The sequence below is a fragment of the Bradyrhizobium sp. sGM-13 genome (assembly GCF_018398875.1).
Classification (GTDB): domain Bacteria; phylum Pseudomonadota; class Alphaproteobacteria; order Rhizobiales; family Xanthobacteraceae; genus Bradyrhizobium.
Map to the genome: position 1 here is coordinate 207,726 of NZ_JAGWDK010000009.1, position 25,811 is coordinate 233,536.

Below are 25,811 nucleotides of genomic sequence, written 5' to 3' on the forward strand. Positions count from 1 at the left end.
ATGGCATTTGAAGACCTCATCACCGGCTTGGCCGGTGAGGATACGCCTGCGCCTATTGATCCCGAATTGCTCGCCTCCCGGACCGAACGGAAGGGCCTGACCGACTTCAGCGCGCGCGCGCGACAGCCGGTCGATTTCGGTGCCGATGACGAAGTGATCGGGCCCGCCCCGAAACCGCGCCGCGCCAAGGCTGCGCCGGCCGCCGACTTCGGCGCCGACGACGAAGTGGTCGACGCGATGTACGGGCAGACCGTTCCAACGCCCAAGGCGCGCCCTTCGGAAGCCGACGCGCTTACGTCGCCGGTACCCCTCCCCAGGCCGCGCCCACCAGCCGAGATCCAGCCAACGCAAGCGATGCCGGAAGTGCAGCCGCTCGAGGATGCGCCCTTTCGCGCGCCGAGCAGCGGCCTGACGACGAACATGCTGACCGGCGAAGAGGCATACGCCGAGCGCGAGGCGAACATCAAAGCGGCTGAGGACACTGTTGCCGAAGCCCGCACGCGCCTGCAGGCGGCACAGGAACGCCAGAATGCCGTGCTCGCCCCAAGTACCCGCCGCGGCACGACTGGCGACCTGCAGCGCCAGGCGATCGACGCCGAAGTCGAGAACGCCCACAAGAACCTCTCCGAGGCCGAGCTTGGCCTTTCGGCCGCGCAGCGAGCCAATCCCCCCACCCAGAAGCCTATCCGCGACGCGGCGTCCCGCTTCGCGACAGCCGTCGGCACGATTGTCCCCGACACCGTCGGCGGTATCGCACGTCCCATCGACGCCGCTCTCGATGCTGCAGGTATCAAGAACGGTACTGGAATCGCCGAGGCCATGCGTGAAGCCTCCCGCCGCATCGGGATTGCTAACCAGCCCGACCCGACGCGCGAGGAGGATCTGACCGCGAAGCTCGGCCAGGGCGCGGGCTCCGCGGTTGGCTTTGTGGCGACCGGTGTTGTCGGTAAGGCGGCTGGCCTGCCCGCCTGGGCTGCGTCTGGCGTAACCGGTGCGGCGCAGAACGCCGAGCAGTATTACCGCGAAGCCGACGACATGGGCGCGCCCGCCTACAAGAAGGCGCTGGCCTACATCACTGGCGGCGCGATCGGATCGACGGAGGCGGTTGGCCTCGGGCGCATCGCCGACGAAATGGATAAGGCCACGGGCGGCGGCGTGAGGCGTTATTTCGGTCTCATCGCGAAGGAGATGGGCGAGGAAGGTCTGCAGGAAGGCGTCCAGCAGCTGCTCGACAATATCGCGAAGTACGCCCTCTATGGCAAAGACCCCGGCGACATCACCAAGGACGTTGCGACCAATGCGCTGATCGGCGCGATGCTCGGCATGGGCATGGCCGGAACGATGGGCGCGCCGACGCTCCTGCGAGGCCGTCGCGGCGAAGCAAACATCCCCGTCCCGCCGCAAGCGCCCGTCAGCGCGGAGAACATCGCCGCGCAGATCCTTGGCGAGTCGAGCGCTCCTCCCGCGCAGGCTCCGGCCGCGCCGCAGCCGACACCCATCTCACCTGCGCCCGCGGCTGAGACTCCAGCGGACAACAGCGCACTCCCCTCAAATCAGACCGAAAATATTAACACGCCCCCTTCGCCCGAGCAGGCAAAGGCCGTGGGCGATTCCGACCGCGCCATGCTGCGCGCCTATGGCTACAGCGACGAGAACATCGACGACATGTCGCCCGGCCAGATCGCGGCGGAGGTCGCGGCTGCCGAGGAAGCCGGCACCAAGCCGGAGTTCGGTACCGACGACCATGTCGTCGGCACGCGCGCCGCACCGGTCAACATCGAGACTGCGGACGACCTCAAGGCGGTGACGAACGCCGCAAGCGGCGAATACACCCCGTCGCAGGGCGAGGCCAACAACCGTCCGCTGGGCCATGCGAAATGGAATGGCCTCGACATTTCAATCGAGACCGAGGCAGGCGGCATCCGCCGCGGCCAAGACCCGAAGACCAAGCAGACGTGGGAAACCCGCATGGGCGCGGCCTACGGCTATATCAAGGGCACCGTCGGCGCCGATGGCATGCACGTCGACGTGTTCATGGGCAACAAGCCCGAGGGCGACCGGGTTTACGTCATCGACGAGGTTGACAGCGAGACCGGGAAATTCCGCCAGCACAAGGTTATGGCTGGCTTCCCGACCGAGCAGGCCGCTCGCGCCGCCTATCTCCGCACGTCGAGCAAGAGCGAAAAGACGCTCGGCGCGATCGCCGACATGTCGATCGACGAGCTCAAGGCGTGGCTTCGCGAGGGCGATCTGAAAGCCCCCGCCGTCAAGACCAGGACCATCACCCTCCCCAAGCAGACCATCAAGAGCAGCGAACCGACCTCGCTGTTGCAATTCATCGCCTCGAAGGGCGGGTTGGCGCCTGACCCAGAACTGACGGCGCTGGATCTGACAGGCTCCCATCGCGTGAACATCCCCGGGCGGACCGGCCGCTTCGGCGTGGTGCGCCCGACGGGCATGTCGCTCGACCAGATGCGCGAGGCCGCGGAAGAGGCGGGATATTTCCGCGGCACCGCCAACGCCACCAGCACCGTGCGGGACTTCCTCGACGCGATCGACAATGAGCTGCGCGGCCAGCGCAAGCTGCCGGAGGGCCAGGAAGCAGAACCGAGCAAGCGTGAGCTGCAGCGGCTCGATGAGGAGAACGCCCACCGCGCCGCCATTGAGGCCGACAACCGGGCCGAGATCGAGCAGATGCTGCGCGACGTCGGCATCCCCGCGGGCATCACGAACGAGGAGGACATCGCCCTCGCCGCCCGGATCATGGCTGACGAGGACATGTCCGCCGAGGACGCCCTCGAACTGGCCGCGATGCGGAACCTCGAAACCGACCTGCCGGTGACGCAGGACCAGATTGATGATATCTACGACTTTGGAGCATTCGATGCTGTTCAGCCCCGACCGACACAGGAAGATGAGCGCGGCGCTCAAGCAGAAAGCGCAGCAGGAGTCGGACCCGGAGAAGAAGGCCGGACTGATGAGCCGGTCAATGACCTTCCTCGCCCTGGCGAAGATCGCCAGCAAGCGCAAGAAGAACCCGCAGCCGGAGAACTCGGACAACGCACCGGCCGAACCGAAGAAGCCGGATCTAAGGGGCGTGCCGCCGATCAAGGCGTAAACTCCGCTCCCAGCGAGGCCGACCAGAACGCAGCCTCCCGCGCAATGGAAGGTGCCCTCGACAAGATCGAGGAAGCTGTCGAGGCCAACGACCGCGAGGCTGTTTCGAAGGCCGGACGCGAGGCGCGCAAGGTGCTTGCCCAGACGCCGCAGTTCGTGAAGGACGCTGATCCCGAATATTGGGCCCAGTTCAAGCGCACCATCAGCGACATGCTGAAGCCCGGTTACGTCACGGCGAAGCAGGAGCACGACAGGGCCATCGCAGAAGGGCCGACCTGGGCGCAGGTGCTGCACAAACTGCCGATGATCGATGATCGCAACCGCGACACCGATCTTGCCTTCAGGTTAATGGCCGCCATCACCGGAGGCCCGGTCGACAAGCAGAAGTTCGACAACCTCACTGGCCCGCAGCGCCACGAGTTGCTCAAGCTCGTGAGCGATCCCTTCCATAATCCCGCAGCGACAAAGCCGGCACCGATCGAGAAGACCGAGGCCGGCGAGCAGACCGTGCTCCCGGGCGCCGAGAAGATCGGCATCGGCGAGCAGGCACAGCGTAAGGCGAACGAACGGCTCAAGCCGACCAAGCCGCAGAAGCCCGCCGACGAGGGCCTGTTCGGCGACGAGAAGGACCAAACGGACCTGCTCGACATAAAGCCGCCGGCACAACCGGCGAAGAATGAGACCACCGAGGCCCGCGAAAGCGGGCCTTCTGATTCTGAGGATCTCGACTTCGACAGCATCATCGACGAGGCGATCGACGAGCATGCGCCGGAGCCGAAGGCGAGTGCCGCCGCGAAGTCCGCCGCCAAGAATGTCGGCATGGGCCTTGCCGAGGTGGCGAAGGGCCTCGACGCTCTGTTCAGCCCCAAGGGCAAGCTGTCCTCTGGCATCACCTTCGACGACGAGACCTATGCGAGGGCCAAGCCGTTCTTCAAGGCGGGCGTGGCGCATTTCGCGGAGGCCGGTCGCGACATCAAGGCGATGCTCGACGAGCTCGTGAAGTATCTCGTTCAGACAGCAGACATGGACCGGGACGCCATCAACGCGATGCGCCCCTACCTTATTCGCTTCGCCCAGGACGTGCGGTCGGGCGCAATTGACCTCTCAGCACAGGAGACTGATAATGGCGCCACGGAGTCAGCCGATGAGCGTTCCGGAGCTGAAAGCACTGGCGAGGAAGCACTGGACGGAGTTTCTGCCGCGCAGAGTGGCGGAGCTTCGGACGCAGGGGACGCTGGACGAGGAGCTCCAGGGAGCAGCGACCTTGGCGCAGGCGGAGATCGAGCAGCTCAAGAGCCGGGGCTATCAGGAGAGCGAGGCGCGGGAAGTGGCGCTGCCGAAGTTCATCCTGCTGCCTCCGGAGCCGGTCGACGACGAGCAGGCGCGCGAGCTGGCGGCAAAAGAGGCCGCGTATCAGAAGCATCCGCCAGTGCCGAGCGATCCGGAGGAGAACCTTCCGGTCCGGTAACGCCGGCCGAGGCCCCGAACCTCCCTGCCCTCAACTACCGCATCACCGACGAAACCGAGCTTGGACAGGGCTCTGAGGGCCAGAAGTTCCGCGACAACATCGCGGCCATTGAGACACTAAAAACCATCGAGCGCGAGAACCGGCGGGCGACCCTCGCCGAGCAGCGTGCGCTTGCCCGCTATGTGGGATGGGGCGGCCTCGCCAATGCCTTCCGTGACGGCGATGGCAACTTCAAGCGGGACTGGCAGGAGCGCGGCGAGCAGCTTGAGAATCTGTTGTCCAACGAGGAGCTGACGGCGGCACGCCGCTCGACCCGCAACGCGCACTACACCTCGCGTACCGTGGTCGACGCCATGTGGGATGCCGCGCGCCATCTCGGCTTCAAGGGCGGCTTGGCGCTGGAATTGTCTTCGGGCACCGGCAACTTCCTCGGCCTGGTGCCCGAGGAGATCACGGGCAACACCCGCTTCATTGCCGTCGAGTTCGACAGCATCACCGCGCGCATTGCGAAGGCGCTCTATCCGCAGGATACCGTCCTGCACTCCGGCCTGCACAGACTGCCGCTGCCAGAGGGCGAGGCGGTCTTGAACATCGGCAACCCGCCGTTCGGTTCGGAATCACTGCGCTTCCAGTACAAGCCCGAGCTGAGCGGGCTTTCGATCCATAACCAGTTCTTCCTCGCCGGTCTCGATGCGCTGCAGCCGGGGGGCCTGCAGATCCTCGTCGTCTCGCGCTACCTGATGGATGCGCAGGACACGAAGGCGCGCGAGATGATCGCCAAGAAGGCTCGCCTTCTGGGAGCGATCCGTTTGCCGGATACCGCGTTCAAAGAGAACGCGCGCACGGAGGTGGTGACCGACATCATCTTCCTGCAGCGGCATACGCCGGCCGAGGAAGAGTACGCCACCCAGCAATTCGAGAATAGCCGCGACCCGAAGAAGAGCGCGGACACTCCGGATTGGGTGCAGACCGCGACCGTCCGGGATCCGCTGGGCGGCGAGGACATGGTGGTCAACTCCTACTTCGCCCGCAAACCCAACATGGTCATGGGCAAGCTGGAGCGCTCCGGCTCGATGCGCCAGAAGGGCGAGGTCAACGTCACGCTGGCGAAGGGCGCCGATCTCGGCGCGATGCTGCGCAAGGCTATCAAGACCCTGCCGGCAAACGTGCTGGATCTCCATCAGGAGGTGATGGACGCCACGCTGAAGCGCTACCAGAGCATGGGCGACTCGCTCTCGATCGCGCTGGCCGGTCACGAGGTCGGCCACGTCGAGCGTGAGGATGGCAAACTCTACCAGATCACGGAGCGCGAGACCCCGACTGGTGGCTATGAGCCGGTCAGGCGGCCGATCACGCCGGACTCCCCGTGGTCGCGGCAACTCCTCATGGACAGCGGGGGTAGATGGTACACCCTCGAACCGAAGGTCGATGCAAAGGGCGCCAAGGTCAAATCTGGCGCCCGAAATGTTTATGAGCGGAAGTATTTCGACGGCAACGTGGTCCCGGCCGCGATGCGGCTCGGCAAGGCGAAGTATGATAAGCTCTCCGCGCTGGTGAACCTGCGCGACCTCACGAAGCGCCAGCTCACCCTCGAGGCGGAGGATGCGCCGGCCGCAGAGATGGAGGGTAACCGCAAGAAGCTGGCGGATGCCTATCAATCATTCGTCAGCTCGAACGGCTATCTCAACGACCAGGGCAACCTCCGCCTCCTGAACGATCTGCCAGACGGCGCGCTCGTGATGGCGCTGGAAACTGGCTACCGCGCGCCGGTCACGAACGCGAAGGCCGCGCGCACCGGAGAGACGGCCAAACCTGCCTCCGCCAAGCCCGCGCCCATCATGTCGCGCCGTGTGGTGCCGCGCTATGAGCCGGCCACGAAGGCGTCGAGCCCGCAGGACGCTCTCTCGATCTCGCTCTCTGAGGTCGGTCATGCCGACATGGACCGTATCGCGCAGCTCCTCGGCATTCCCCGCGACGAGGCGATCGAGCAACTGACTTCTGGCGACAAGCCCCTGCTCTACAAGGACCCGGAGACCGGCGCTTTCGACACGGCGAACGGATACCTGTCCGGCAACGTGGTGCGGAAGCTGAAGGCGGCCGAAGCCGCAGGTCTCGCCAAGAATGTCGAGGCCCTGCAGAAAGTGCAGCCCGAGCGCTGGAGCGCGGAGAACATCTCCGCCATGCCGGGTGCCAACTGGATTCCGCCGCAGGTCTACGCCGACTTCGCAACCCACCTCTTCGGCGTTCCGGCCAGGGTCCATTACTCGCAGGTGACGAACTCATTCAACCTGTACATTGACGACTATAGCCGCGAGAAGGCCGACCAGTGGGGCACCGCTGACATGACAGCGGATGCGATCCTGCGCGGCATCCTCAACTCCCGTGTGCCGAAGGTCGTTCGCGAAGATGGCGAGGGCAAGAGGTATGTAGATCAGGAGGCAACCGCCCTCGTCTCGCTGAAGGCAAAGGAGATTGAGAACGAGTTCGCCGATTGGGTGTTCGCGGACAGCGCTCGGCGAAACCTGCTGACCGACATCTACAATGAGAAGTTCAACACCCGCGTCAACCGCCAGCACGACGGCTCGCACCTCGCCCTCCCCGGCAAGGTGCCGGATGAAGTGATCCGGCTGCGACGCCACCAGAAGAACGCCGTGTGGCGCGGCATCTATGAGCGCTTCCTGCTGCTCGACCATGTCGTCGGCGCTGGCAAGACCTTCACAGCGATTGCGCGTGTGATGGAGCGACGCCGCATGGGCCTGTCCCGCAAGCCCATGATCGTGGTGCCGAACCATCTCGTCGATCAGTGGACGGCGGACGTCTACCGGCTGTACCCGGGTGCGAAGGTGCTCGCGGCCGGCAAGAACCAGTTCGACAAGAAGAACCGCCGTCGCCTGTTCGCCAAGATCGCCACCGGCGATTGGGACGTCGTCATCGTCCCCCACTCCTCGTTCGGCTTCATCGGCATCTCGCCTGAAACCGAAAGCCGCTTCCTCGAAGAGGAATTGCGCATCGCGAAGGAGGCGGTTGAAGAGGCCAAGGATCAGGCCGCAGCCGACGGTATCGGCGGCCGCACCAAGCCGTTCACCGTCAAGGAAGCCGAGCGGCTGGTGACAACCATCGAAGGCCGTCTCGACTCGCTGAAGAAGGCAAGCCGCGACAACATGCTCACCTTCGAGCAGATGGGCGTGGACGACCTGACCGTCGACGAGGCCCATGAGTTCAAGAACCTGTTCTACTCGTCACGCCTGACCGGCGTGCGCGGCATGGGCGACAAGAGCGGTTCCCAGAAGGCGTTCGACCTCTACAACAAGGTGCGCGTGCTGCGCGATAGCCCCAACGGCACCGTCACCTTCATGACCGGCACGCCGATCTCGAACAGCGCCGTCGAGATGTACACGATGATGCGCTATCTCGCGGCGCAGGATTTGAAGGATCTCGGTATCGAGCATTTCGACGCCTGGCGCTCGCAGTACGTCTCGGCCAGCGCGAAGTTCGAGCCGACGGAAGCTGGCGGCTTGAAGGAAGTCACCCGGCTCGGCCGCAACTGGTCGAACATGCGGGCGCTGATGGAGCTCTATTACTCCTTCACCGACGCGGTCTCCCAGGAGGACATCAACCGCTGGTACGCCGAGGACAACAACGGCGCCCGCTTCCCCGTGCCGAAGGTCAAGACTGGCGGCCGCAAGGAAGTGGTGGTCAAGCCGACCTCCGCCCAATCCGGCATGCTGGGCGAGATCGTCGCGGGCTTCAACAGCCTGCCGAACATCAGCGACCCGTTCGAGCGCAACGCCACCCGCCTGCGGCTGATGGACCGGGCTCGCAAGGTTTCGCTCGACGTGCGCGCCGCCGATTCGACCGTCCAGAGCGACGAGGCAGGCGGCAAGCTCGATCAGATCGCCGACAAGATTGCGGACATCTACGGCCAATCGAAGAAGGACGCAGGTACCCAGCTCGTCTTTATCGACCGCAGCGTTCCAGCGGCGAAGAGCGACAAGAAGGTCCTCAAGGATTACGACGACCTGATCGGCCGCCGCGATGCGGCGCTGGCCGCGGGCGACGAGGCACAGTACCGCGACCTCGTCGAGCAGCTTGACAAGTTCGACCCCAACGAGATCGAGACGCTGCGCGCCGCCCAGAAAGGCGGCTGGAACGCCTATGATCAGCTCAAGGGCAACCTGATCTCCCGCGGTATCCCTGCCGACGAAATCCGCTTCGTGCAGGAGGCTAACAACGACGCCGAGAAGAAGGCGCTGTTCGACTCCGTCAACGACGGCACCGTGCGCGTGCTGATCGGCTCGACCCCGCGCATGGGCGCTGGCACCAATGTGCAGGAGCGGCTTGTGGCACTCCACCACGGCGACGTGACGTGGAAGCCCTCTGACATCGAGCAACGCGAAGGCCGCATCATCCGCCAGGGCAATAAGCTCTTGGAGAAGTACGGCGCCGATAACTTCGAGGTAGACATCCTCGCCTACGTCACGGAGCGCACCGTTGACGCCAAGATGTGGGACCTGAACGCCACCAAGCTGAAGATGATTAACGGCATCCGGAAGTACGACGGTGCCTTTAACATGGAGTTTGAGGACGAGGACTCGGTCGGCATGGCCGAGATCGCGGCGCTCGCCTCCGGAGACCCGCTCCTGTTGGAGCGCGTCAAGCTGATGGCCGAGATCGACAAGCTCGAACTGTTGGAGCGTGCGCACCGTCGGAAGATGTTCGGCATCGAGGACGCGATCTACGATCTTGAGCGGGCCCAGAAGAACTATCCTGCCATGATCGAAGCCGGAAAGGCGAAGGCCGGACGGATCGAGAGCGCGATCGAGACCATGCGCCGGGACGCGGCGGGGCGGTCCGTCGAGGTGGAGGGCAAGAGCTACGCCACCAGATTGGAGGCGAACAACGCCGTCGAAGCGGCGATCGAGGCTCAGAAGGCAGGCGACGAGAACGCCCGCTATGCCATCAACATCAACGGCCAGCGCGTCACCAACCGCGAGACGGCACAGGCGGTCCTCAACGAGGCCATCGGCGACGCTGTGCCGATCGAGGCTGTCGTGGACGGCGATGTGGTGCGCTCGCGCACCGTCTTCGGGCAGATCATCGGCCGCAAGGCGACTGAGCTATTGCACCAAACGAGCCGCGACACGAACAAGCCTGTCCGAATTGGCAAGATGCTCGGCTACAATCTCGAGCTGGGTGTCCACACTGACGCGCACCGCATCTCGCTCGCGCTGTCGGAGGATGGCACCACCATCGTGGATGTGGAGCAGCCCTACGCGCACGACGCCAAAGGTTTCGTGCCGCAGAGCGGGCGCGCGCTGGTCGACAAGCTGGAAGGCGAGATCGACTACGAAGCCTCCTTCACCGGCAAGCGGTTGCAGGACAAGCTCGACGAGGCAGAAACCCGCCTGCCCTCGCTTCGCGAGGAGCGCAGCAAACCGTTCGGCAAGGCCGAGGAGTTGCAGGGCCTGCGCGATCGCCTGGAAGAGGTCATCAAGATCCTCGACCAGCGGACCAAGGATGCCGAGAGTGGCCGGCTGACGGAAGAACCGCGGTTTTCAATTCGTCGCCGCTCGTCATCCCTCACCGGGGCGGAGATCGACGCGCCCGGACTGCTCCAGGCGCTACAGCTTCCACATGGCCGGTTCTGGGTTGACTATACGCGGCTTGCGAAGAAGCACCCCGAGGCGTTCTCCTCGCCCGAGCAAGTCCGTGACCACGTCGAGAGCGTGTTGTCCGCTCCTGACGTCGCGATCCCGCAGCGAAGCGGCAATATCGATCTGGTGAAGCGCTCCGATGTGGACCGTTTGATCGGCTTCCGCGCTCATCTGAAGAACGGCCGGTACCAGATCGCGACGGCCTACGTTCTCGAGCCGGGCCAATTCGAGCGCATGAAAAGCGGCGCGGCCCACGCCGGGGCGACGGTCTTGGAGTTAAGTTCCAAGGATCACTTGTCCGGTCAGGGCCGCAACGACGAATATAACCGCTTGGACGCCGGTGGGCAATCCGCCCCACCACCCATGTCGCCGCAAGTCCGTGCGAACCTGGAGCGAGCCCTGACGGACGTGGTGCGGAAGATCACCGGCCCGACGATCAATGTCCGGTTCGTCGACATCTATCCGTTGAAGGTCCCGCCGAAGGGCTGGGGAGATTTCAAGCCCGACGCGCAGACGGCGGCTGGCACCTATCTACCGGCAGAAGCCCTCATCACCGTGGCGCTCGCCGACCCCTCCTATCCGCTCCAACATGTGCTCGACACCACCTTCCACGAGGCGTTCCACGCCCTTGAAGACCGGTTGCTGACCGATCAGGAGATGGAAGTCTTGAGGCGCGAGGACGCGCGGCTGCGCCAGATCGTGCAGCAAGCGTTCGGCTTCTCCAATGAGGAGATCAAGACCATAGCGGGCTTCGAGATCCGGGCCATGGCGTTCGAGTATTATGCCTCGATGCGTGCTCGCGGTCTGCACGCGCCCGGCGTCCACATCGGCATCCGCAAAGCCTTCGAGCGGCTGATGGAGATTTTCCGGCGCGTCGGCAACTACCTGCGCGGGCTTGGTTACCAGAATGCCGACGATATCCTCCGGGCTGCCTATGACGGCGCCTACAGCGGGCGGGCTGGCGGTCGCACCGCCGGCGCCGAGCAGGCCAACATCCGCGGCCAGGTGCGCCCGCATGGCAACTTGAACCGGTTCGAGAGCTACGATCCCCTTCCCGAGCGCTGGCAGGATTGGTGGAAGCGTCCCGACCTGAACTGGCGCGACCGCGTCTGGGGCATGATCGACGCGGCTTTCCTTAAGGCCAACCGGGCCCTCGGCGACCGCTATGTGGACATGCGCCGGATGCAGGCGGCGGTAGAGCTCGCCGGCCGCAGGGTGACCGAGGGCATCGACATGGCCCTTGCCGCGACCCTGTTCGAGGGCCGCACCGAGAAGCGCCTGAAAGACTACTGGCTTAAGACGTGGCGGCCGGTCCTTGCTGAGATCGCCGAGATGGGTGTTTCGCGGGAGGAACTGCACGAATATCTGTACGCACGCCACGCGCCGGAGCGGAATCGCCACATCGCCGATATCAATCCGCTAATGCCGGACGGCGGCTCGGGCATGACCAACGATGAGGCCCAAGCCGTCATGGACCGCTTCGAGGCGGACGGCAAACGCGAACTGATGGAGCGCGCGGCGCAGAAGATCGACGCCATCGTTCGCAGGATCCGCGCAACGATGGTTGCCGATCAGCTCGAGCACGAAGAGACCATCAGCGGCTGGGAACAGGCGTATCAGTATTACGTCCCGCTGCAGGGCTTCGAGTCTGGCGACGAGGACATGGCAAGCCCGATCCGCCGCGGCACCGGCTTCGACGTGCGGGGACCGGAGACGAAGGCAGCCCTGGGCCGGTCGTCGAAGGCGGACGACATCCTGTCCAACCTGTTCCTGATGGGCGAGCGGACGATCATCCGCGGCGAACAGAACCGCGTCGGCCGCACAGCCATGCGGTTCATGCAGTCGAACCCACAGCCCTCGCTCTACGACGTGCAGCGCACCGAGCGCATCCTGGCGGATGGCCGCACCGAGGCCATGACGGAGAACGATATCGACCTCCTCATGGGTGAGCGTGCGATCACGGTGCAGCGGCGCAATCCGCATACCGGCTTGGTGGAGAGCGTGACGCGAGTTGCGTCTGCCTTCGCGAAAGACTCCTTCGCCGTGAAGGTGGGCGGCCACACCTACTATATCCGCATCAAGCATCCGGACCTGTTGACGGCCTTGAAGAACGTCGGCGTCGAGCGCCTGCCCGCGCTGATCCGGGCGCATGGCTGGCTGACCCGGCAATTCGCCGCCTTCCGCACCGCGCGCAACCCGGACTTCTTTGTCGCCAACCTGTTCCGCGACATACAGGACGCGGCGTTCACTGTGACCGCAGAGCAGCGCGCAGAGTTCTTGAAGCACTTCGCTGCCAATATCGGCACGCTGCGATCCTACGTCGGCGCCGTGATGGGCGAGATGATGGAGGCCGACAACGTTGCCGGCGACTTCGCCCGGAGACGGTTTGTCGAGAAGCGCTGGGCGCAACTGCATCAGGATTGGAAGAAGAATGGCGGTCAGATCGCCTTCATGGGCATCCACGACCTCGACCAGGCCAAGCGCGAGATCGAGTCGGCGTTCAACGAAACCAAGGAGGGCTATCTCAAGAGCGTTGCGATGTTCCCCGGGCGCACCGCCAAGAACCTGCTCAAGGCCATCGAGTTCTTCAATGGCACGATCGAAGCCGGCACCCGCCTTGCCGTCTACGACGCGGCGCTCAAGGCCGGGATGACGAAGGCGCAGGCCGCGCAGTTGTCGAAGGAGGCCACGACCAACTTCAACCGCAAGGGCATCTACAGCCCGTTCCTTGGCTCCTTCTATGCCTTCTTCAACGCCCGCGTTCAGGGCGGTCTCAAGACCATCCGGATGCTGCGAACCTCGAAGGTGGCGCGCCGCGCCGCTATCGGTCTCGCGGTAGGTGGTTTCGCCACCACGCTCTGGAACCTCGCGGTCTCTCCGGACGACGAGGACAAAAAGCCGGAGTACATGAAGCGCAAATATTGGGAGCGCGAGCGCTACTTCATCTTCTATATGCCGGGCTCGAAAGAGCCGTTCCGCATCCCGATGGGCTATGGCCTGCAACTGTTCTGGATGCTGGGCGAGAACCTCGCGATGGTTTCCCAGGGCAAGATCACGTCCGGCGCGGCGGCGGCGAATTATCTATCGACCATCGTCGGCGCGTTCTCGCCGGTGTCGGCAGAAGGCTCGGCCATGGACGTCGGAACGTGGCTGCGGACGATCATGCCGAGCATCGAAATGCCGCTGCTCGAACTGACCATCAACGAGAACTGGCGGCGCAAGCCGATTCATCCGAAGTTCGGTGCCAAGGGCGAACCGCACAGCGAGCAACCGTTCACCACGACCTCGCCCTTCGCGATCGACGTGGCGCGCTTCCTCAACCAGGCAACGGGCGGCGATGCCTTCCGCCCAGGCGCGGTCGATCTCTACCCCGGTGACGTTCAATACGTGTGGGAGTTTGCTACCGGCGGCCTTGGCCAGACCGTCAACCGCACCGCCACCATGCTGAACAATTGGGCGGAAGGCGTGCCGACTCCGGCCAACCAGATCCCGATCGTCCGGCATTTCGTCGGCGCCAACGTCGAGCAGCAGTCCGGCGAAGCCTTCTACGAGGACCGCGAGAAGGTTCAAAAGGGCATGGCGCAGGTCCGCAAAGCCATGAAGGCCGACATCAACGGCCCGCAGGGCGATGCCGCGGCCGAGACCATCGAGAAGGGTGGCAACGAGTTCGGCGTGAAGCAGGGCAAGCGCAAGGGCACCGTCTCGTCGGACGCGGAGAAAATTTTCCGGGATGCCGACAAGGAGTTGAAAGACCTGCGCCGGCAGGAGAAGGCAGCCCGCAACGACCCCAGCATGGACCGGAAGGCGCGCGCGGATCTCATAGCGATCATCCGGGAGAACATGCGTCAGGTGCAGGAAGAGGCCCGCAAAGCGTATCGCGAGATCAAGCAGCGGGAGGCGGCATTCTGACGTCCTTGTTGGAAATCAACCCGGAACTCGCCCTCCTGAGGAATTGACCCTTGATATCGCGCGAGAGTTGCGCTTCATACGGGGCGGGCTTGGGGAAATTGGAATGCGTTCAGCGGACGCGGGGGCGTCGGCTATTGCTCGGTTTTGGAATTTATTCTTCCGTCCTGGGGAATGGCTGCTTTTAAGATTTTCGCGATTGGATTACGCGCGATGGCCTATCCTGTGGGTCATTGGAATTTTCCTTGTTCAGGCCGTTCCCGCCACGATCATTCGCGCCTCTAACCTTGAGGAAGGCCGAATTATCGCCATGGCTCGCGGGGCGATGGAAGACGGTCATTGGATCGCACCGTTCGTCTATGGCGAGCGCTTCGCTGAGAGGCCGGTTCTGCTGGCGTGGATAACAGCGCTGTTCGGCGAGATGACGGGCGGCGTCACGCTATGGTCGCTGCGTCTCCCGCACCTGGCATTCTTCTTGGCCGGCGCATTGATGATCTACAGCTTGCTAAGGTCCAACACTGGCAAGAGTGCCGCGATCTTCGGCGCGCTCTGTTGGATCAGCATGCCGCTTGTCGCTCCGAAGTTCATCAACGCCGAAGCTGACATCGTCCTGGCGACGCTGTTGTTCGGGGCCTTCTGTGTATGGTGGCAAGCTGCCTGCAGTAAGAACATCACCTGGCTGACGTGGATATGCATCGGAATCTTGCTTGGCCTTGCCGGCCTGACGAAGGGTCCGCAACCAGTTGCTTACTTCACGCTCGGCGTTGGCGCCTACGTGATTCTGAAGCAGCGCGACCAGATCCTTGGATTCATCGTTGCAAATATGCTTTCGGGGGCGATGGTCGCGGGCTGGTATCTATTGGTCTACGAAAAGCCGAGCGATGTTGATTATTGGGCGGTTCATTCCCGGCTGCTTACTACGACTGGCCTTGATCTCGTTCGCGACCATCTCGATTTCGTCAAAAGCATAGCAGTGGAAATGCTTCCCGCGACTATTCTGCTGGGGCCTGCGATGGTTATCGTGCTGCGCCAATGGCGGACCGGCAAGCACGACCTGATGCTGGCAGCAACGCTCTACGCGCTTGAATGCACGCTGGTCTTAGTCCTCTGGCCCGGCGGAGTAGCTGCGCGCTACGCTATGCCAGCGACCATGGCACTCGCCGTAATCTGCGGATTGATGTTCGAACATTGCCGTCTAACGCAACCGCGCTTGATCGCATCAGCTTTGGTCGTAACCTATCTTATCTTCGGCGGCCTCCTTGCTCGAGGATGGATAGCGATGCCCTTCTGGCCGCATCTGTTCAAGGGAAGCGAGATCGCGGGTAATGAGATAGCTTCTGTTGTGCGGGAGAGCCCCGGTCCCCTTTACGTCATCGGCACCTCGACCGAACACAACATGTTGGTCTACGTTCCCGGAAAAATTCGCGCGGTGACATTGGACTACCTCGCCAAGCTCAATACGGCTGCGATAGCGGTGATGCTTCCCGAAGAAGAACGGGCTTTATCCCAGCTCAACCCTGGAATTAAAACGACTGATCTTGCCGAGATCGGGCCTCAAAAGAGCCGGTACCGGATTGTCCGGATCGAGTTCGCCGGAGCGCGCTAGCCCGCCGGTAGGCTGCCCAGCCATGGGCCTTACTCTAAAACAAAGGAACGGTCGGCCGGGCGGTGCGTTTCGCACCATGGATACTATGTACTGGATTGCTGGTTTCGCCGTCCTGGTCGTGCTTGCCGCGGTCTTTATCGCGATCATCCGGTCAATCCGCTGAGTGTCCCCGCTGTCACTCAGCGCTTCGCGCTGATCTACTGTTCCTCCGGCTTTGGCTTACCCGTCAGATCGAGCGGCTGCTCGCCGTGCAGCCGTGCACATGTGCCATCACCTGGCTGAGGTCGCGCATGTCGACCAGCGGCCGCAAACCGGGCATTCCCGAAATGCTCGATTTCCGGCCGGTCGGGATTATCGGTGTCACGGCCGGTGTTGCGCGGGATTTTCATCGTTCCGCTTCCTCGGCCCGTCGCACGGCCTCATTGACCTTGGCGCGGTCGCTCCAGTCTTCATGCGGCAAAGACGTCACAGCGTGGTGGACATCGGCGGGAATGGTCAGGTCGCTATCTAGCGGCTTGTTCGCCCACCGCCAAAAGCGGTCAAAGGCATCCATCAGGAAAACGCCTCCTTCACGCGGTCGATTGAGTGATGCGTTCGGTTCTTGACCTTCACCCAATCGGGCGAACGTCCGCCCCGATAACGGCTATCGGCGCGCTTGGACACAAGCCCCTCAAGCCCCATTAGGCATGCATGCCTGAACAAGTCGGGGCCGACCTCGCCCTGCTCAAAGTCGCTCAGGAAGATACCATCCACTCGCCGGAGGAGGAGCCTGGCCAAGTTGGCTTTCCGCATGCTTAGAGGCAGATCCCGAATATCGTCGCCGTCGCTCACCAGCATGTCGAACGCATAGAACTGAACCTCCTCATCGTGCTGTCGTGAGTGCAAGCCGTTGAAGTCGGATCTACCATCGACCCCGAGCAGCACGGCTTCACCGTCGATCACAAAGGAGCTCTGGCGATTTCTCAGCGCGGCTTCGACGATGAGAGGAAAGCGGTGGCTCCAGTCGTACCCGTTGCGGGTGAACAGCCGAACGCGCTTGCCTTGACGTTGAACAATTAGCCGATATCCGTCGTGCTTGATCTCGTGGAGCCATTCCGGCCGGTTGGGAACCTTCGTCCCGCGTGTCGGAATGCAAGGATCGAACGCAGACGTACGCATGCGGGATAAATAGGCAACCGCAGCCGAAATGCGAGTCTGAGGACGCTCAACACCTGACCGTCGGCAAGTCCTGCCCGCCCTGGCGCAGATCGAAATCGAACAAGTGGGGACCGATCTGCACCCTCAGCCGCTTCCCATTCTTTAGCTTTTTCCAGGCATCGGCATGGTCCGCAACCCACGGATAGATCGATGCGCCGTCGCCGCCGAACGTCGCAAAGCGCGGCACCACCGGGCCGTCATCGAACCGGTAACTAATCCCGACCGATTGCTGTCCGAAGCCAACGCGCCCTGGCCATGTAAGACGGGGCTGCGGCTCCCCGTTCAGACAGCCCATTAGCAAAGTAGCGCCCTGATCCGTGACGCGAGCCCATGTCAGCGTCTTGTCGGTCAACCGGTCCTTTTCGGTCGTGACCGTCCACGCGGTTGCGGGCGTGACAATTAGCACCAGGCAAAGGGCGAGCAGGCGGGGCAAGGTAAGTTTCTCGTGCAATACGTGCTTCGGTGAAGTGCAATTATAAATTGACAACGTATGAAAGTCACGCAGGGGCTCGGTTAGACCAGCCGAAGGGTCAACTGACGTCGATCGCGATCCTCGTGCCGTTCGACAAAATCAGAAATCGTAGAAGGAAGCTCGCACATCTGCAGATCGCAGCGCCGGCGCAGCTCGCGGGCAACGTCTTCGGAAACATCTTCCGACCAGCGCTCGGCGGTGTTGAAAGCGACGACGCGGATTGGATTGCTGTACTGGCCGGACATCTCGAATGACCGTTTCGAGATCGGTGGCCTCGTAATCGGCTTCGGGCCAGGCGCGGCCTAATCGACCGAAATCATCTGCCACCAAGTAGACCGTCTCGTCGTTTTCATTCGGGATGATCGACGGCGTCCAACTAGATCTACGCATAATGAACTCCACGCAATGCGGAATTGATTTATCTGGCCTGAGTCGTTCCGGCGGGAAGATCAGGAACCGGCCCCACATCATGACTCTTTGCTGCGCCAATGGAAGGTATTGCAGGATGGCAACGGCAAAGAAGCAATCAAGATCGGGCGGGCGGGGCTACGAGGGTACATCGAGGCGACTGTCCCATACAGCGAGCTCCTCCGGCATCGCGCCCTATAGTATGGTCGCCTTGCGAGTTCATCTTCCACGAGAAACGATCAAGAGAGGGAGGTAACTATGCGATTTATGAAAACAATCGTGATGGTCGCTATTCTAAGCGGAACGACGCTCGTCACAACAGACGCCTTTTCCCAGGCGACAGCGCCTTCTCAGGCGACAGCGCCTTCTGAGTCGACAGCGACTCCTGTGGCCCGTTTGAAGGTTGGAACAGTAGTAACAGGCGACATTCAGTCGGCCACGATTATCGACAAGAGTGACAACAGCTTTTCCTTCAAGATTGCGAGCCAGAATGGTCGTCCGCCGATAATTGTCGTGGTTAATGGAGTAAAGCCCGATCAGGAATTTAGTGTTCGAGACGGATGGAACGCGATCAATGGCGCCCTCAAAGCAATCGGTTTCAAGGGGGACCCCGTCGGCCCGAAAGCGTGCACCCAAACCAATATTACTATAGTCCAGACAACCCAAGGACCCGGCACCGTGCTCGTGCAATGCACCGTTGAGTAGGGCTGATATAGCAGGGTGTTGAAAAACTGGGCGTGTCGCAAAGTTTTCGGCGTTTACCCTGCGTTGAGCCAAGATCGCGGCGGCGCGGGAAGGTGCGCCAAGACGATCGTGGTCATCGTGCTCAACTGGAGCAAAGCTTGGCGGACTTACGTGATCTAGCGTGAGGCCACCAGCGGTCACGTCATCTGGGTGCCACCAGGGACGTGACCGCAAGCCTAGCCCACTGAATTCCTGTCGTCCAAATTAACATCGCGCAACCTTTTCCGGGGCCGGTGCTCGCGGACTCTTGGCCCCAACCGCCCGATCAGGCGATCAGTTCGGCACCCGCCGGAGTAAGGTCACGAAGGTCCCGGATTCGTGCATCGTCAGCCAGCCGCGCTCGATAGCGAGATTAAGGCCAGCACGGTATTCCGCCGGCGAGCCCTTGTCGTTGAACAGGAAGGGGCCGTTGATCTTCTCGATGTAGATCCGGCCGTCCTGGATGGGCTCGAATGCCTGCGCATGTTCTAACAGGCGCCGCGCGGCTTTGTCAGGGTCGGCATAGGGGCTGGCGGTGGCGTATTTCATGCGGCGGCCTTGTCTTCCTTGTCAGCGCCTCGAGCGACGATCCTAATAGCGTCGTTGGGCAACGGACGTTGCAGCGCCTTGGCCTCATCCCACGGAGCGCGCAGCCAGACGTCGCGCTCCTCTTCTGTCTGTAGAATGACCGGCATGGCCTTCGGGTGGATCGGTTCGACGACGGCATTCGGCGTGGTGGTGAGAAAGCCGTAGACGTTATGTGGGCCGGGGATCGGCTTCGATTTCGTTCCGCGGTCGCCCCTGAACTCGGTCCAGATGCCGGCGAAGGACGTGAGCGGCCGGTCATCGCTGTGAGCGAACCAGACGACATCCTTCTTTCCCGTCTCGGGGTTCGGCTCTGGCGCGTATTCGGCGAAGCTATTGAATGGCACAAGGCAACGGCTCTCCGGCTTCAGCCAACCGCGCCAGTGCGGCGAAGAGGTGTTGCGGATGTTGGTCACCGCCGGTCCGCCGGTCCGCGGCGGAGGCGGCATGCCCCAGCGCATCAGGACGAGCTCGCGCTCGGCGCCGACGTTACGAACGACGGGAGCGGGATAATCCGGAAACACGCCAGGCATCGGCGGCAAATTGCCGACGTAGCGATTGATGACGCGAAACAGCGCCCGGATGGCTTCTTGGTTGGTGGTGATCGAATAGAGGTTGCACATGCTCGGGGCTCGCTTGGTCACCATGTCGATGGTGGAAGGCTTGCGCAACCCGGCGAATTGGGACCCAAGTCGGTTAACCCCCAATATCTAGCGGCTTGCCATTTTGTTCATGTTTTGTACTATTCTCGCCCTCATGAAAAGCGATCGTGAATTAGAAATCCTGTTCAGGCGGCTTCGTCTTTACGGCGAGCTCGGGCGCCGGGCTGAGGGGCTCATTCGCATGATCCAGAGGGAATTGAAGGAGCGCTATGGGCCTAGATCACGTCCGTTCCGAAATCGAGCATATGCGCGTCCAGGTCGGAAGGCAGCGTAAGGAGATTCTGCAGCTTCAACGAGCCGGGATATCGACTGCATCGGCTGAGCTTTTGCTGCAGCGGATGTTGGCGAAGATCGAGGGTCTTTGTGACGAGCGGGATCGGCTCAAGAAGGAATTGGGCGGCCCGACGAAAGGGCGCGTGCTTGGCGGCCGGAGTTGGTGATGCGCGAACAATTGAAATGGTATGACGAGAAGGCTGACAACTCCGCCTGGATCAACGCCCTTGCCGAGGTGCGTCAGCGGGCAACGCGAGAGGGCTACTGCTACCAACACGTCCAGGCGATCACTGTTGCGATCGATCAGTACGCAGAGAAGGCGCTTGGCAACCGCGATTTCTTCCTGAACAAGCCCTACGGCGTGGGTTGATTGCGTCGCAACGGATGCAAGGCTATGGCGCGCCGGCTCAGCCCTCCCCGACCACGGCACGTGTTGCGTCGATTGTATCCGACTTCCAACCAACCGAGACCACGCGCTGATCAGGTAGCGCGCGGACCGTAAATCGCAGGGTAAGGATATGCGGGCGTGAACAAAAATCGATCACGAATGACGTCGCCGTTGTCGTCGATCAGCTTGCGCGCGATGTCCGGCAACTCAGCGCTCGCCCGCGCATAGTCGTCCAGATCGATCGGCTTTTTGCCAGCTGGTGGCGGAGCGTTTAAGCGAATGAGTTGATCTCGTCCGATCAACAAACCGGCTTGGCCGTCTGCATTCTGGCTTTGTAAATGCATGGCCGACGACATGATGTCGTACCAGTCGAAGATGCCGCCATGAAGCAATTGCCCTGCGGTGAACTGAATTTCGGCGTCTCCTGTTCCCAATGACAAGATATGGACCTGTCGCCGTTGAAGCTGATAGCAAACGAGCGCGTCCACCAACCCGATCATCACGGGGTTGTTTGCCCAGACGCCGCCATCGGCGAACACGCGCTGGCCGTTTTGATAGACGGGAAAAAACGTGGGCGCGGCGGCCGTTGCCATCGCCACGGCCACCATGTCTTCTTTCCAGTCTCTCTTGTAGTCCTTGTGATGGGGCGTCTTGAAGACATTCACCTCGGTGTAGCCGTCAAAAGACGGAATGCATAAGCGCCGCTCAGCATTCCCCAATTTCAACGTGCCAAAGACTTGCTTGAGCGGTGCTTCGAGCCTTGCGGCATCGTATCTGTGATGCTGGACAGCCTGCACAGCGCGCCAAACTGATCGCAGTTTGAACAGGTTAAAGCGCGCAGGCGGGAAGATTGCGGGCCCGTGTTCAACGTAGAGATCAAGGATGGTCTTGGCCGTCTTTCCAATCGATAATCCCAACGCGATAATGCCGCCGGTCGATGTACCGGCGATCAAGTCGAAATAGTCGCCGATGCAGCGTCCGCCCAAATAGCGGCTTTCCAGTTCGCTCAGCATCGTCGCGGGCAAGATCCCGCGAATGCCGCCACCGTCGATCGACAGAATGCGGAATGGCCTGTCCTGGGGCCATGGCAGAGGATCGCGAAGCCCCTGCAAAATTCCGCTAGATCGGCGTGGGGGCTGGCTCAAGGCGCTTTTCTTCGCTTTGCGAGTTGACGTGGCGACCGCCGCCCAGCCACCTCTTCGTCACCAACCATCCTTCGTAGAAATAGAGCCACTGCGCGGCCCAGTGTACCGTCGTGTGGGCGATGAGGTCATTTACATCCCACTCGCGAAGGGTCGGGCTGAACAGGCACAGATACGGCAAGGTCGGCTCGGCCTTGTTCACGTATGCATGAGGGATTGGCCCCTCCTCATAATCAGGATGGCGCTCGAGCAGCGGCTTCAGCACCTGCACGCGGGGCTGTGCGTCGTGAAGCGATATGTTCTCGAGAACCATGGGAGTCCGGTGCTTCACGCGAACAAGATGTTCGCGCTTATCAGGCGCCAAGATGCCGTGCCACTCGACGAACGATGCGCCCCTCTCGATGACCTTGAAGCCAGGCCAGCGCTCGGCCATGGCTTCGATCTGTTGATCGATAGTCGTCACTCCGACAACTCGCCTCCGCCTTCGCGCGTTGCCGCTCGGGCTGCGGTGCTTGCGCTCCCCGCCACGGCGGCGGCTGCCGCGCCGAGCACCTTGCCGGTGCTGCCAAGATGCAGTCGGTTAGCATTCATCTCGCGCAGCCGGGCATCAAGGGTACTCTCGATCGCGTAGGCAGCCGCGGTCTCGCCGAACAGGCGCTTCAGGAGCTCTTGCTGCTCTGCAAGGCTGAGATTTTCATTGCGCAGCTTGTAGAGTTCAACGATCAGGCGGCGGAGATCGCCATCGTACAGATCCTGCGCGGACTTATTCTCGGGCCAGCGGTCGGTGAACTCGTCAGGCGGGTAGGCAGGGTTGAAGACCTGCACTGTGCCGCGCGGCCCGTAAGTCTCTTTCAAACGACCGCGGATATGGGTCGCGATAGCGACGACTTCGTCGAGGAGGCTGGCATGGACGGGGCCGGCGTCAAGCGCCATCGCGTTGAGCGCGATCGCTGGCGGCTTTCGCCCTGTCCGGCTTGGCGCGCGCCACGCGATGTCCCTGTTGCGCTTAAGCAGTTGCAATGCGACGACGCGCGGCGATTTCTCCTCGAGAGGTTCATGGTCCGGCATCGGCTGGGTCTCGGCCTTCTCGACGATCTTGCCCTCGACCAAGAGACGACGGCCTTTGAACAGGTCATGGAACGCCGGATCGAAATCGACGTGGTCGTTGAAGTATTTCGCGAAGCCCCATGGGTTCACGGGCTTATGGCGAGACTCGCCGGTCTCCCGCTTATAGTGAAACAGGTTACCGGCACGCTCCGGCCCCTGGATGCGTGCGATCGGCATCAAATCGACGGTCGTCCCGTCGCCGTATTCCACAGTCACGCAGCGGCTGTTTTGCGTAACCTTGCCGTGGTAGCGGCTGCCTTCTTCGCCGTTGATTGCCAAGAACAGCAGGTTGAGAATGTCTTTCGGCGGCGAGTTGGCCGGAATGTCCAGCTCCATTACGACATCGACATCGTGCTGGTCCTTGGCCACGCGCGAAGCGATGGCGGTGCCGGTCGCGAAGCTGCCACTGGGGTAGCACTCGATCACCTTGTTTTCGAGGGGGCTTCCCTCGCGGTCAACATGTTGGCAGAGGGAGCGGAAATTCGTCTCGGCGATCTCGTGCTTGGTCTTGGTCAACTGAATGCGGCGGGCGACGTCCATTAGCAGAGCGTCGTAGTCGGCAAGCTTGGGCCACGGCCCCGTATAGGCAACGTTCACTTGAAAACTCCCTGGTTGATGGGGACCGTGTTCAAACTTTGTTCCAACTAGGGATCGCCAGGAGTTCCAGCAAGATTGGTGAAAAGAGATTCTTTTTCACGCAAGATATTGACAATGCGAAAGGCTGCCTGACCAGTAATAGGTGATTCTCGCGATAGTCGTAAGGGGACACTATGCACGTCATCGCGGCAGCGAAGAACTCCAGGGCCGCTGTAGCAGGTCTGTCGGCGCTCCAGAACGCCCGATGAACGGGAGGGATCAGTTCGGGAGTTTTTCCGGGACTCTTCGCCGCCAACCTCCGGTTTTTGCGAGTTTTTGATCGGTTTCCGTTCCCGGCGGCATTTGGATGACTGCCCGGCAACCGACTGAAACTACGAGTCATTTACGACATAATGCGGCATTGGCCGAGGGGCGCGCTAAAGTTCTGAAAACTCGGATGTACCAGCGCTTCCGGCGCGACCGTCAGCACGATCAGGGCGGCGACCGCGAGCGTGCGAAACGTAATCGCGCGGCGATCGACCATGACCGCGATCAGCACCACGGCCGTCATGAAGAACGATCTCTGCGTCGCGACCTCGGCGCCCGACAGCAGCAAATAGAACGCAGCGGCAACCAGGGCTGCCGCCGCCGACCACTTCTTGATAGGCTGGCCGACCGTGAGCACCGGAAACAGCGCCAATAGCGCCCGGACCGCGAAAAACACGACGCCGGCGACGACGGCCATGTGATAGCCGGAGATCGACAGCACATGGCCGAGGCCGGAGACGAACATCGCATCGTTCACCGGCGGCGAAATCGCGTCGCGCCGTCCGGTCAACAGCGCGGTCGCAATCGCGCGCTTGTCGCCTTCCAGCGTGGTCCTGATCCGCGCATCGATCGTATCGCGCAGGCCTTGCATCACGGCCGAATAGCGCAGGCGGAGCCCGCCGCCCGCGGCTGGCGGCTCGGCAGTCTTGATCGCGCCCATCACGAAGCCGGAGGCGCCGATGCCGGCGAAAAACATGTCGCGGCTGAAATCGTAGCTGCCCGGTCGCACTGGCGCGAGCGGCGGCAACAGCCGCGCCTTCAACTCGACGAAGCTGCCGACCGGCGGGGCCGTGCCCTTCCTTACCGAGAGCCGCACGCGCTCCAGCTTCGTCGTTCCGCGCGCGCTTTCCATGGTGACGACGCGAAGGACAAAACGGTCGGTGCGCTCACGAATGTCGCGCGTCTCGACAAAACCCGTCAGCGACACCGAAAACATCGGCCGCGCCAGCACGCCATGCGCACTCCGCGCGGTCTTCCAGGTCGCGACCGCAAAGCCCGCGGCGACGGCTGCGATCATCACCGCGGCGGGAAAGAATTTCTGCCGCCGCAACAGCACCGCCACTGCGCACAGCGCGATCGCCACAATGGCAGCCAATGCCAGCACCGGCTCATGATCGGCGGCGAAGTAGAACGCAATGCCGGTACCGAATGCGACGGGTACCCACGGCAGCAGACGCCCGGCGCCGGCTTCGGCGCGCGCCCATATACGCAAGGTCTCGATCAGTGGAGGCCAGAACGCGGGACGCGATGGCAAGAGGCCGCCGACCGGTGCCGCAATGCGCGGCGGCCAGGTGCCCGCATAGCCCCGTTTTCGGCCCGACGTGTCGCCCTGCTCCGCCACCCGAGCCTACATCTTACGATCTCGTGGAGACCGCAAGACTACCGGACGCTGTATTCAGCGCGCTAGCGGAACGGAAGCAGAAACCTGAAGAAATGCACGCCGGCTGGGGTTACAGTCGAGCGCTATGAATTGAACCGGAATCAGGACAAAGAAGCGACATGAAGCTTGCGGCCAGCCTATTATTTGCGGTGATCTTGATCACCTCTCACGCCAATGCCGCCACTCCGGAGCAATGCCGCTTCATCGAGGCGAGGGCCGCGCGCGAAGCCTGTTATCAGCGTCAAGAGATCGAGCGTGTGGCCCGGCAGAAGGCGAACCAGGCCGGGCAGGCCGAGCAGCAAAAGCCCTACGAGCCCATGACGGCGGAGGACGCCCAGCTCGCAAAGTCCCTGCGCAGTATTTGCCGGGGTTGCTAGGCGGCCGGCGTCACGTTCCAATCCCGCCAGCCCACCGCCCGGAAAGCGCTCTTGCAAGTGCGCCGCAGCAGGATGCACACTGTGTGCGCGGGATCAGGTGTCAACGTCTACGGTTCTCAGCTCGACTGGAATTCACGGTCGCGCTCAGAATGAGAGGAGCATGACGCCATGCGAGAAACCGAAATCCACGACTATGCGCGGCAGTTGCTGGAAGCGCATGGCCCCAAGGCCATTGCGGAAGCGGCCCAGAACGCCATCGAACTCGAGGCAAAAGGCGAGGCCGAACTGGCCAGAACCTGGCGGCATATCGAAGACGCGATGAAGATGATGCGTGGTCCCCACCAAAGCTGAGGCTGCTGGCGCGGCAACGCAGAACATGGGCCAGGAGCCGTCGCAAGTCGCTTCGCCACGGCTGAATGGCATCGCAACGTCCAAGATGCGG

The 25,811-nt window shown here is 62.4% G+C and carries 16 protein-coding genes and 1 pseudogene; 6 read left to right on the forward strand and 11 right to left on the reverse strand.

Features of this window, described 5'->3' with window-relative positions; genetic code table 11:
* Nucleotides 1-14,148: an LPD38 domain-containing protein gene (locus KJQ96_RS16205; protein WP_213287600.1), complete on the forward strand. Its 14,148-nt coding sequence runs from the start codon at nucleotides 1-3 to the stop codon at nucleotides 14,146-14,148.
* A 103-nt stretch (nucleotides 14,149-14,251) separates the two neighbouring features.
* Complete coding sequence (locus tag KJQ96_RS16210; protein ID WP_213287601.1) at nucleotides 14,252-15,751, forward strand: glycosyltransferase family 39 protein; 1,500 nt, start codon at nucleotides 14,252-14,254, stop codon at nucleotides 15,749-15,751.
* Between the two features lie 197 nt (nucleotides 15,752-15,948).
* Here the strand turns inward: KJQ96_RS16210 and KJQ96_RS16215 are convergent, their stop codons facing one another.
* From KJQ96_RS16215 to KJQ96_RS40235, 5 genes are all read right to left on the reverse strand, one after another.
* Complete coding sequence (locus tag KJQ96_RS16215; RefSeq protein WP_213287602.1) at nucleotides 15,949-16,140, reverse strand: hypothetical protein; 192 nt, start codon at nucleotides 16,138-16,140, stop codon at nucleotides 15,949-15,951.
* A complete protein-coding gene (locus KJQ96_RS16220; RefSeq protein WP_213287603.1) occupies nucleotides 16,137-16,304 on the reverse strand; it encodes a hypothetical protein in 168 nt (55 codons plus the stop codon). Before KJQ96_RS16220 ends, KJQ96_RS16215 begins: the two co-directional genes overlap by 4 nt.
* A complete protein-coding gene (locus tag KJQ96_RS16225) occupies nucleotides 16,304-16,909 on the reverse strand; it encodes an RNA ligase family protein (RefSeq protein ID WP_213287604.1) in 606 nt (201 codons plus the stop codon). Before KJQ96_RS16225 ends, KJQ96_RS16220 begins: the two co-directional genes overlap by 1 nt.
* Nucleotides 16,910-16,955: 46 nt before the next feature.
* A complete protein-coding gene (locus tag KJQ96_RS16230) occupies nucleotides 16,956-17,381 on the reverse strand; it encodes a hypothetical protein (protein WP_213287605.1) in 426 nt (141 codons plus the stop codon).
* 80 nt (nucleotides 17,382-17,461) lie between these two features.
* Nucleotides 17,462-17,665, reverse strand: a complete 204-nt coding sequence (locus tag KJQ96_RS40235; protein WP_249734107.1) for a hypothetical protein — start codon at nucleotides 17,663-17,665, stop codon at nucleotides 17,462-17,464.
* A gap of 421 nt (nucleotides 17,666-18,086) precedes the next feature.
* On the opposite strand from KJQ96_RS40235, the gene KJQ96_RS16240 reads away from it, so the two are divergent.
* Nucleotides 18,087-18,533 carry a hypothetical protein gene (locus tag KJQ96_RS16240; protein WP_213287606.1) on the forward strand — a complete coding sequence of 149 codons (447 nt, stop codon included), beginning with the start codon at nucleotides 18,087-18,089 and terminating at the stop codon, nucleotides 18,531-18,533.
* Nucleotides 18,534-18,845: 312 nt separating this feature from the next.
* Here the strand turns inward: KJQ96_RS16240 and KJQ96_RS16245 are convergent, their stop codons facing one another.
* Nucleotides 18,846-19,100 (reverse strand): hypothetical protein, encoded by a 255-nt coding sequence (locus KJQ96_RS16245; RefSeq protein WP_213287607.1) that lies wholly within the window; start codon nucleotides 19,098-19,100, stop codon nucleotides 18,846-18,848.
* Nucleotides 19,097-19,759 carry an SOS response-associated peptidase gene (locus tag KJQ96_RS16250; RefSeq protein ID WP_213287608.1) on the reverse strand — a complete coding sequence of 221 codons (663 nt, stop codon included), beginning with the start codon at nucleotides 19,757-19,759 and terminating at the stop codon, nucleotides 19,097-19,099. The genes KJQ96_RS16245 and KJQ96_RS16250 overlap by 4 nt, the downstream gene beginning before the upstream one ends.
* Before the next feature lie 478 nt (nucleotides 19,760-20,237).
* On the opposite strand from KJQ96_RS16250, the gene KJQ96_RS16255 reads away from it, so the two are divergent.
* Nucleotides 20,238-20,441, forward strand: coding sequence for a hypothetical protein (locus KJQ96_RS16255; protein ID WP_213287609.1), 204 nt, complete (start codon nucleotides 20,238-20,240; stop codon nucleotides 20,439-20,441).
* A 110-nt stretch (nucleotides 20,442-20,551) separates the two neighbouring features.
* On the opposite strand, the gene KJQ96_RS16260 is transcribed toward KJQ96_RS16255, so the two are convergent.
* From KJQ96_RS16260 to KJQ96_RS16275, 4 genes and pseudogenes are all read right to left on the reverse strand, one after another.
* Nucleotides 20,552-21,604 carry a CBASS cGAMP-activated phospholipase gene (locus KJQ96_RS16260; protein WP_213287610.1) on the reverse strand — a complete coding sequence of 351 codons (1,053 nt, stop codon included), beginning with the start codon at nucleotides 21,602-21,604 and terminating at the stop codon, nucleotides 20,552-20,554.
* Complete coding sequence (locus KJQ96_RS16265; protein ID WP_213287611.1) at nucleotides 21,579-22,064, reverse strand: hypothetical protein; 486 nt, start codon at nucleotides 22,062-22,064, stop codon at nucleotides 21,579-21,581. The genes KJQ96_RS16260 and KJQ96_RS16265 overlap by 26 nt, the downstream gene beginning before the upstream one ends.
* Entirely contained in the window at nucleotides 22,061-23,305 is a 1,245-nt protein-coding gene (locus KJQ96_RS16270) for a nucleotidyltransferase (RefSeq protein ID WP_213287612.1), read from the reverse strand. Before KJQ96_RS16270 ends, KJQ96_RS16265 begins: the two co-directional genes overlap by 4 nt.
* A 403-nt stretch (nucleotides 23,306-23,708) precedes the next feature.
* A pseudogene (locus KJQ96_RS16275) lies at nucleotides 23,709-24,953 on the reverse strand (ComEC/Rec2 family competence protein); the annotation flags it as partial.
* Between the two features lie 158 nt (nucleotides 24,954-25,111).
* Between KJQ96_RS16275 and KJQ96_RS16280 the strand changes: the two are divergent.
* Nucleotides 25,112-25,369: a hypothetical protein gene (locus KJQ96_RS16280; protein ID WP_213287613.1), complete on the forward strand. Its 258-nt coding sequence runs from the start codon at nucleotides 25,112-25,114 to the stop codon at nucleotides 25,367-25,369.
* A gap of 168 nt (nucleotides 25,370-25,537) precedes the next feature.
* A complete protein-coding gene (locus KJQ96_RS16285) occupies nucleotides 25,538-25,720 on the forward strand; it encodes a hypothetical protein (RefSeq protein ID WP_213287614.1) in 183 nt (60 codons plus the stop codon).
* The last annotated feature ends 91 nt before the right edge of the window (nucleotides 25,721-25,811 follow it).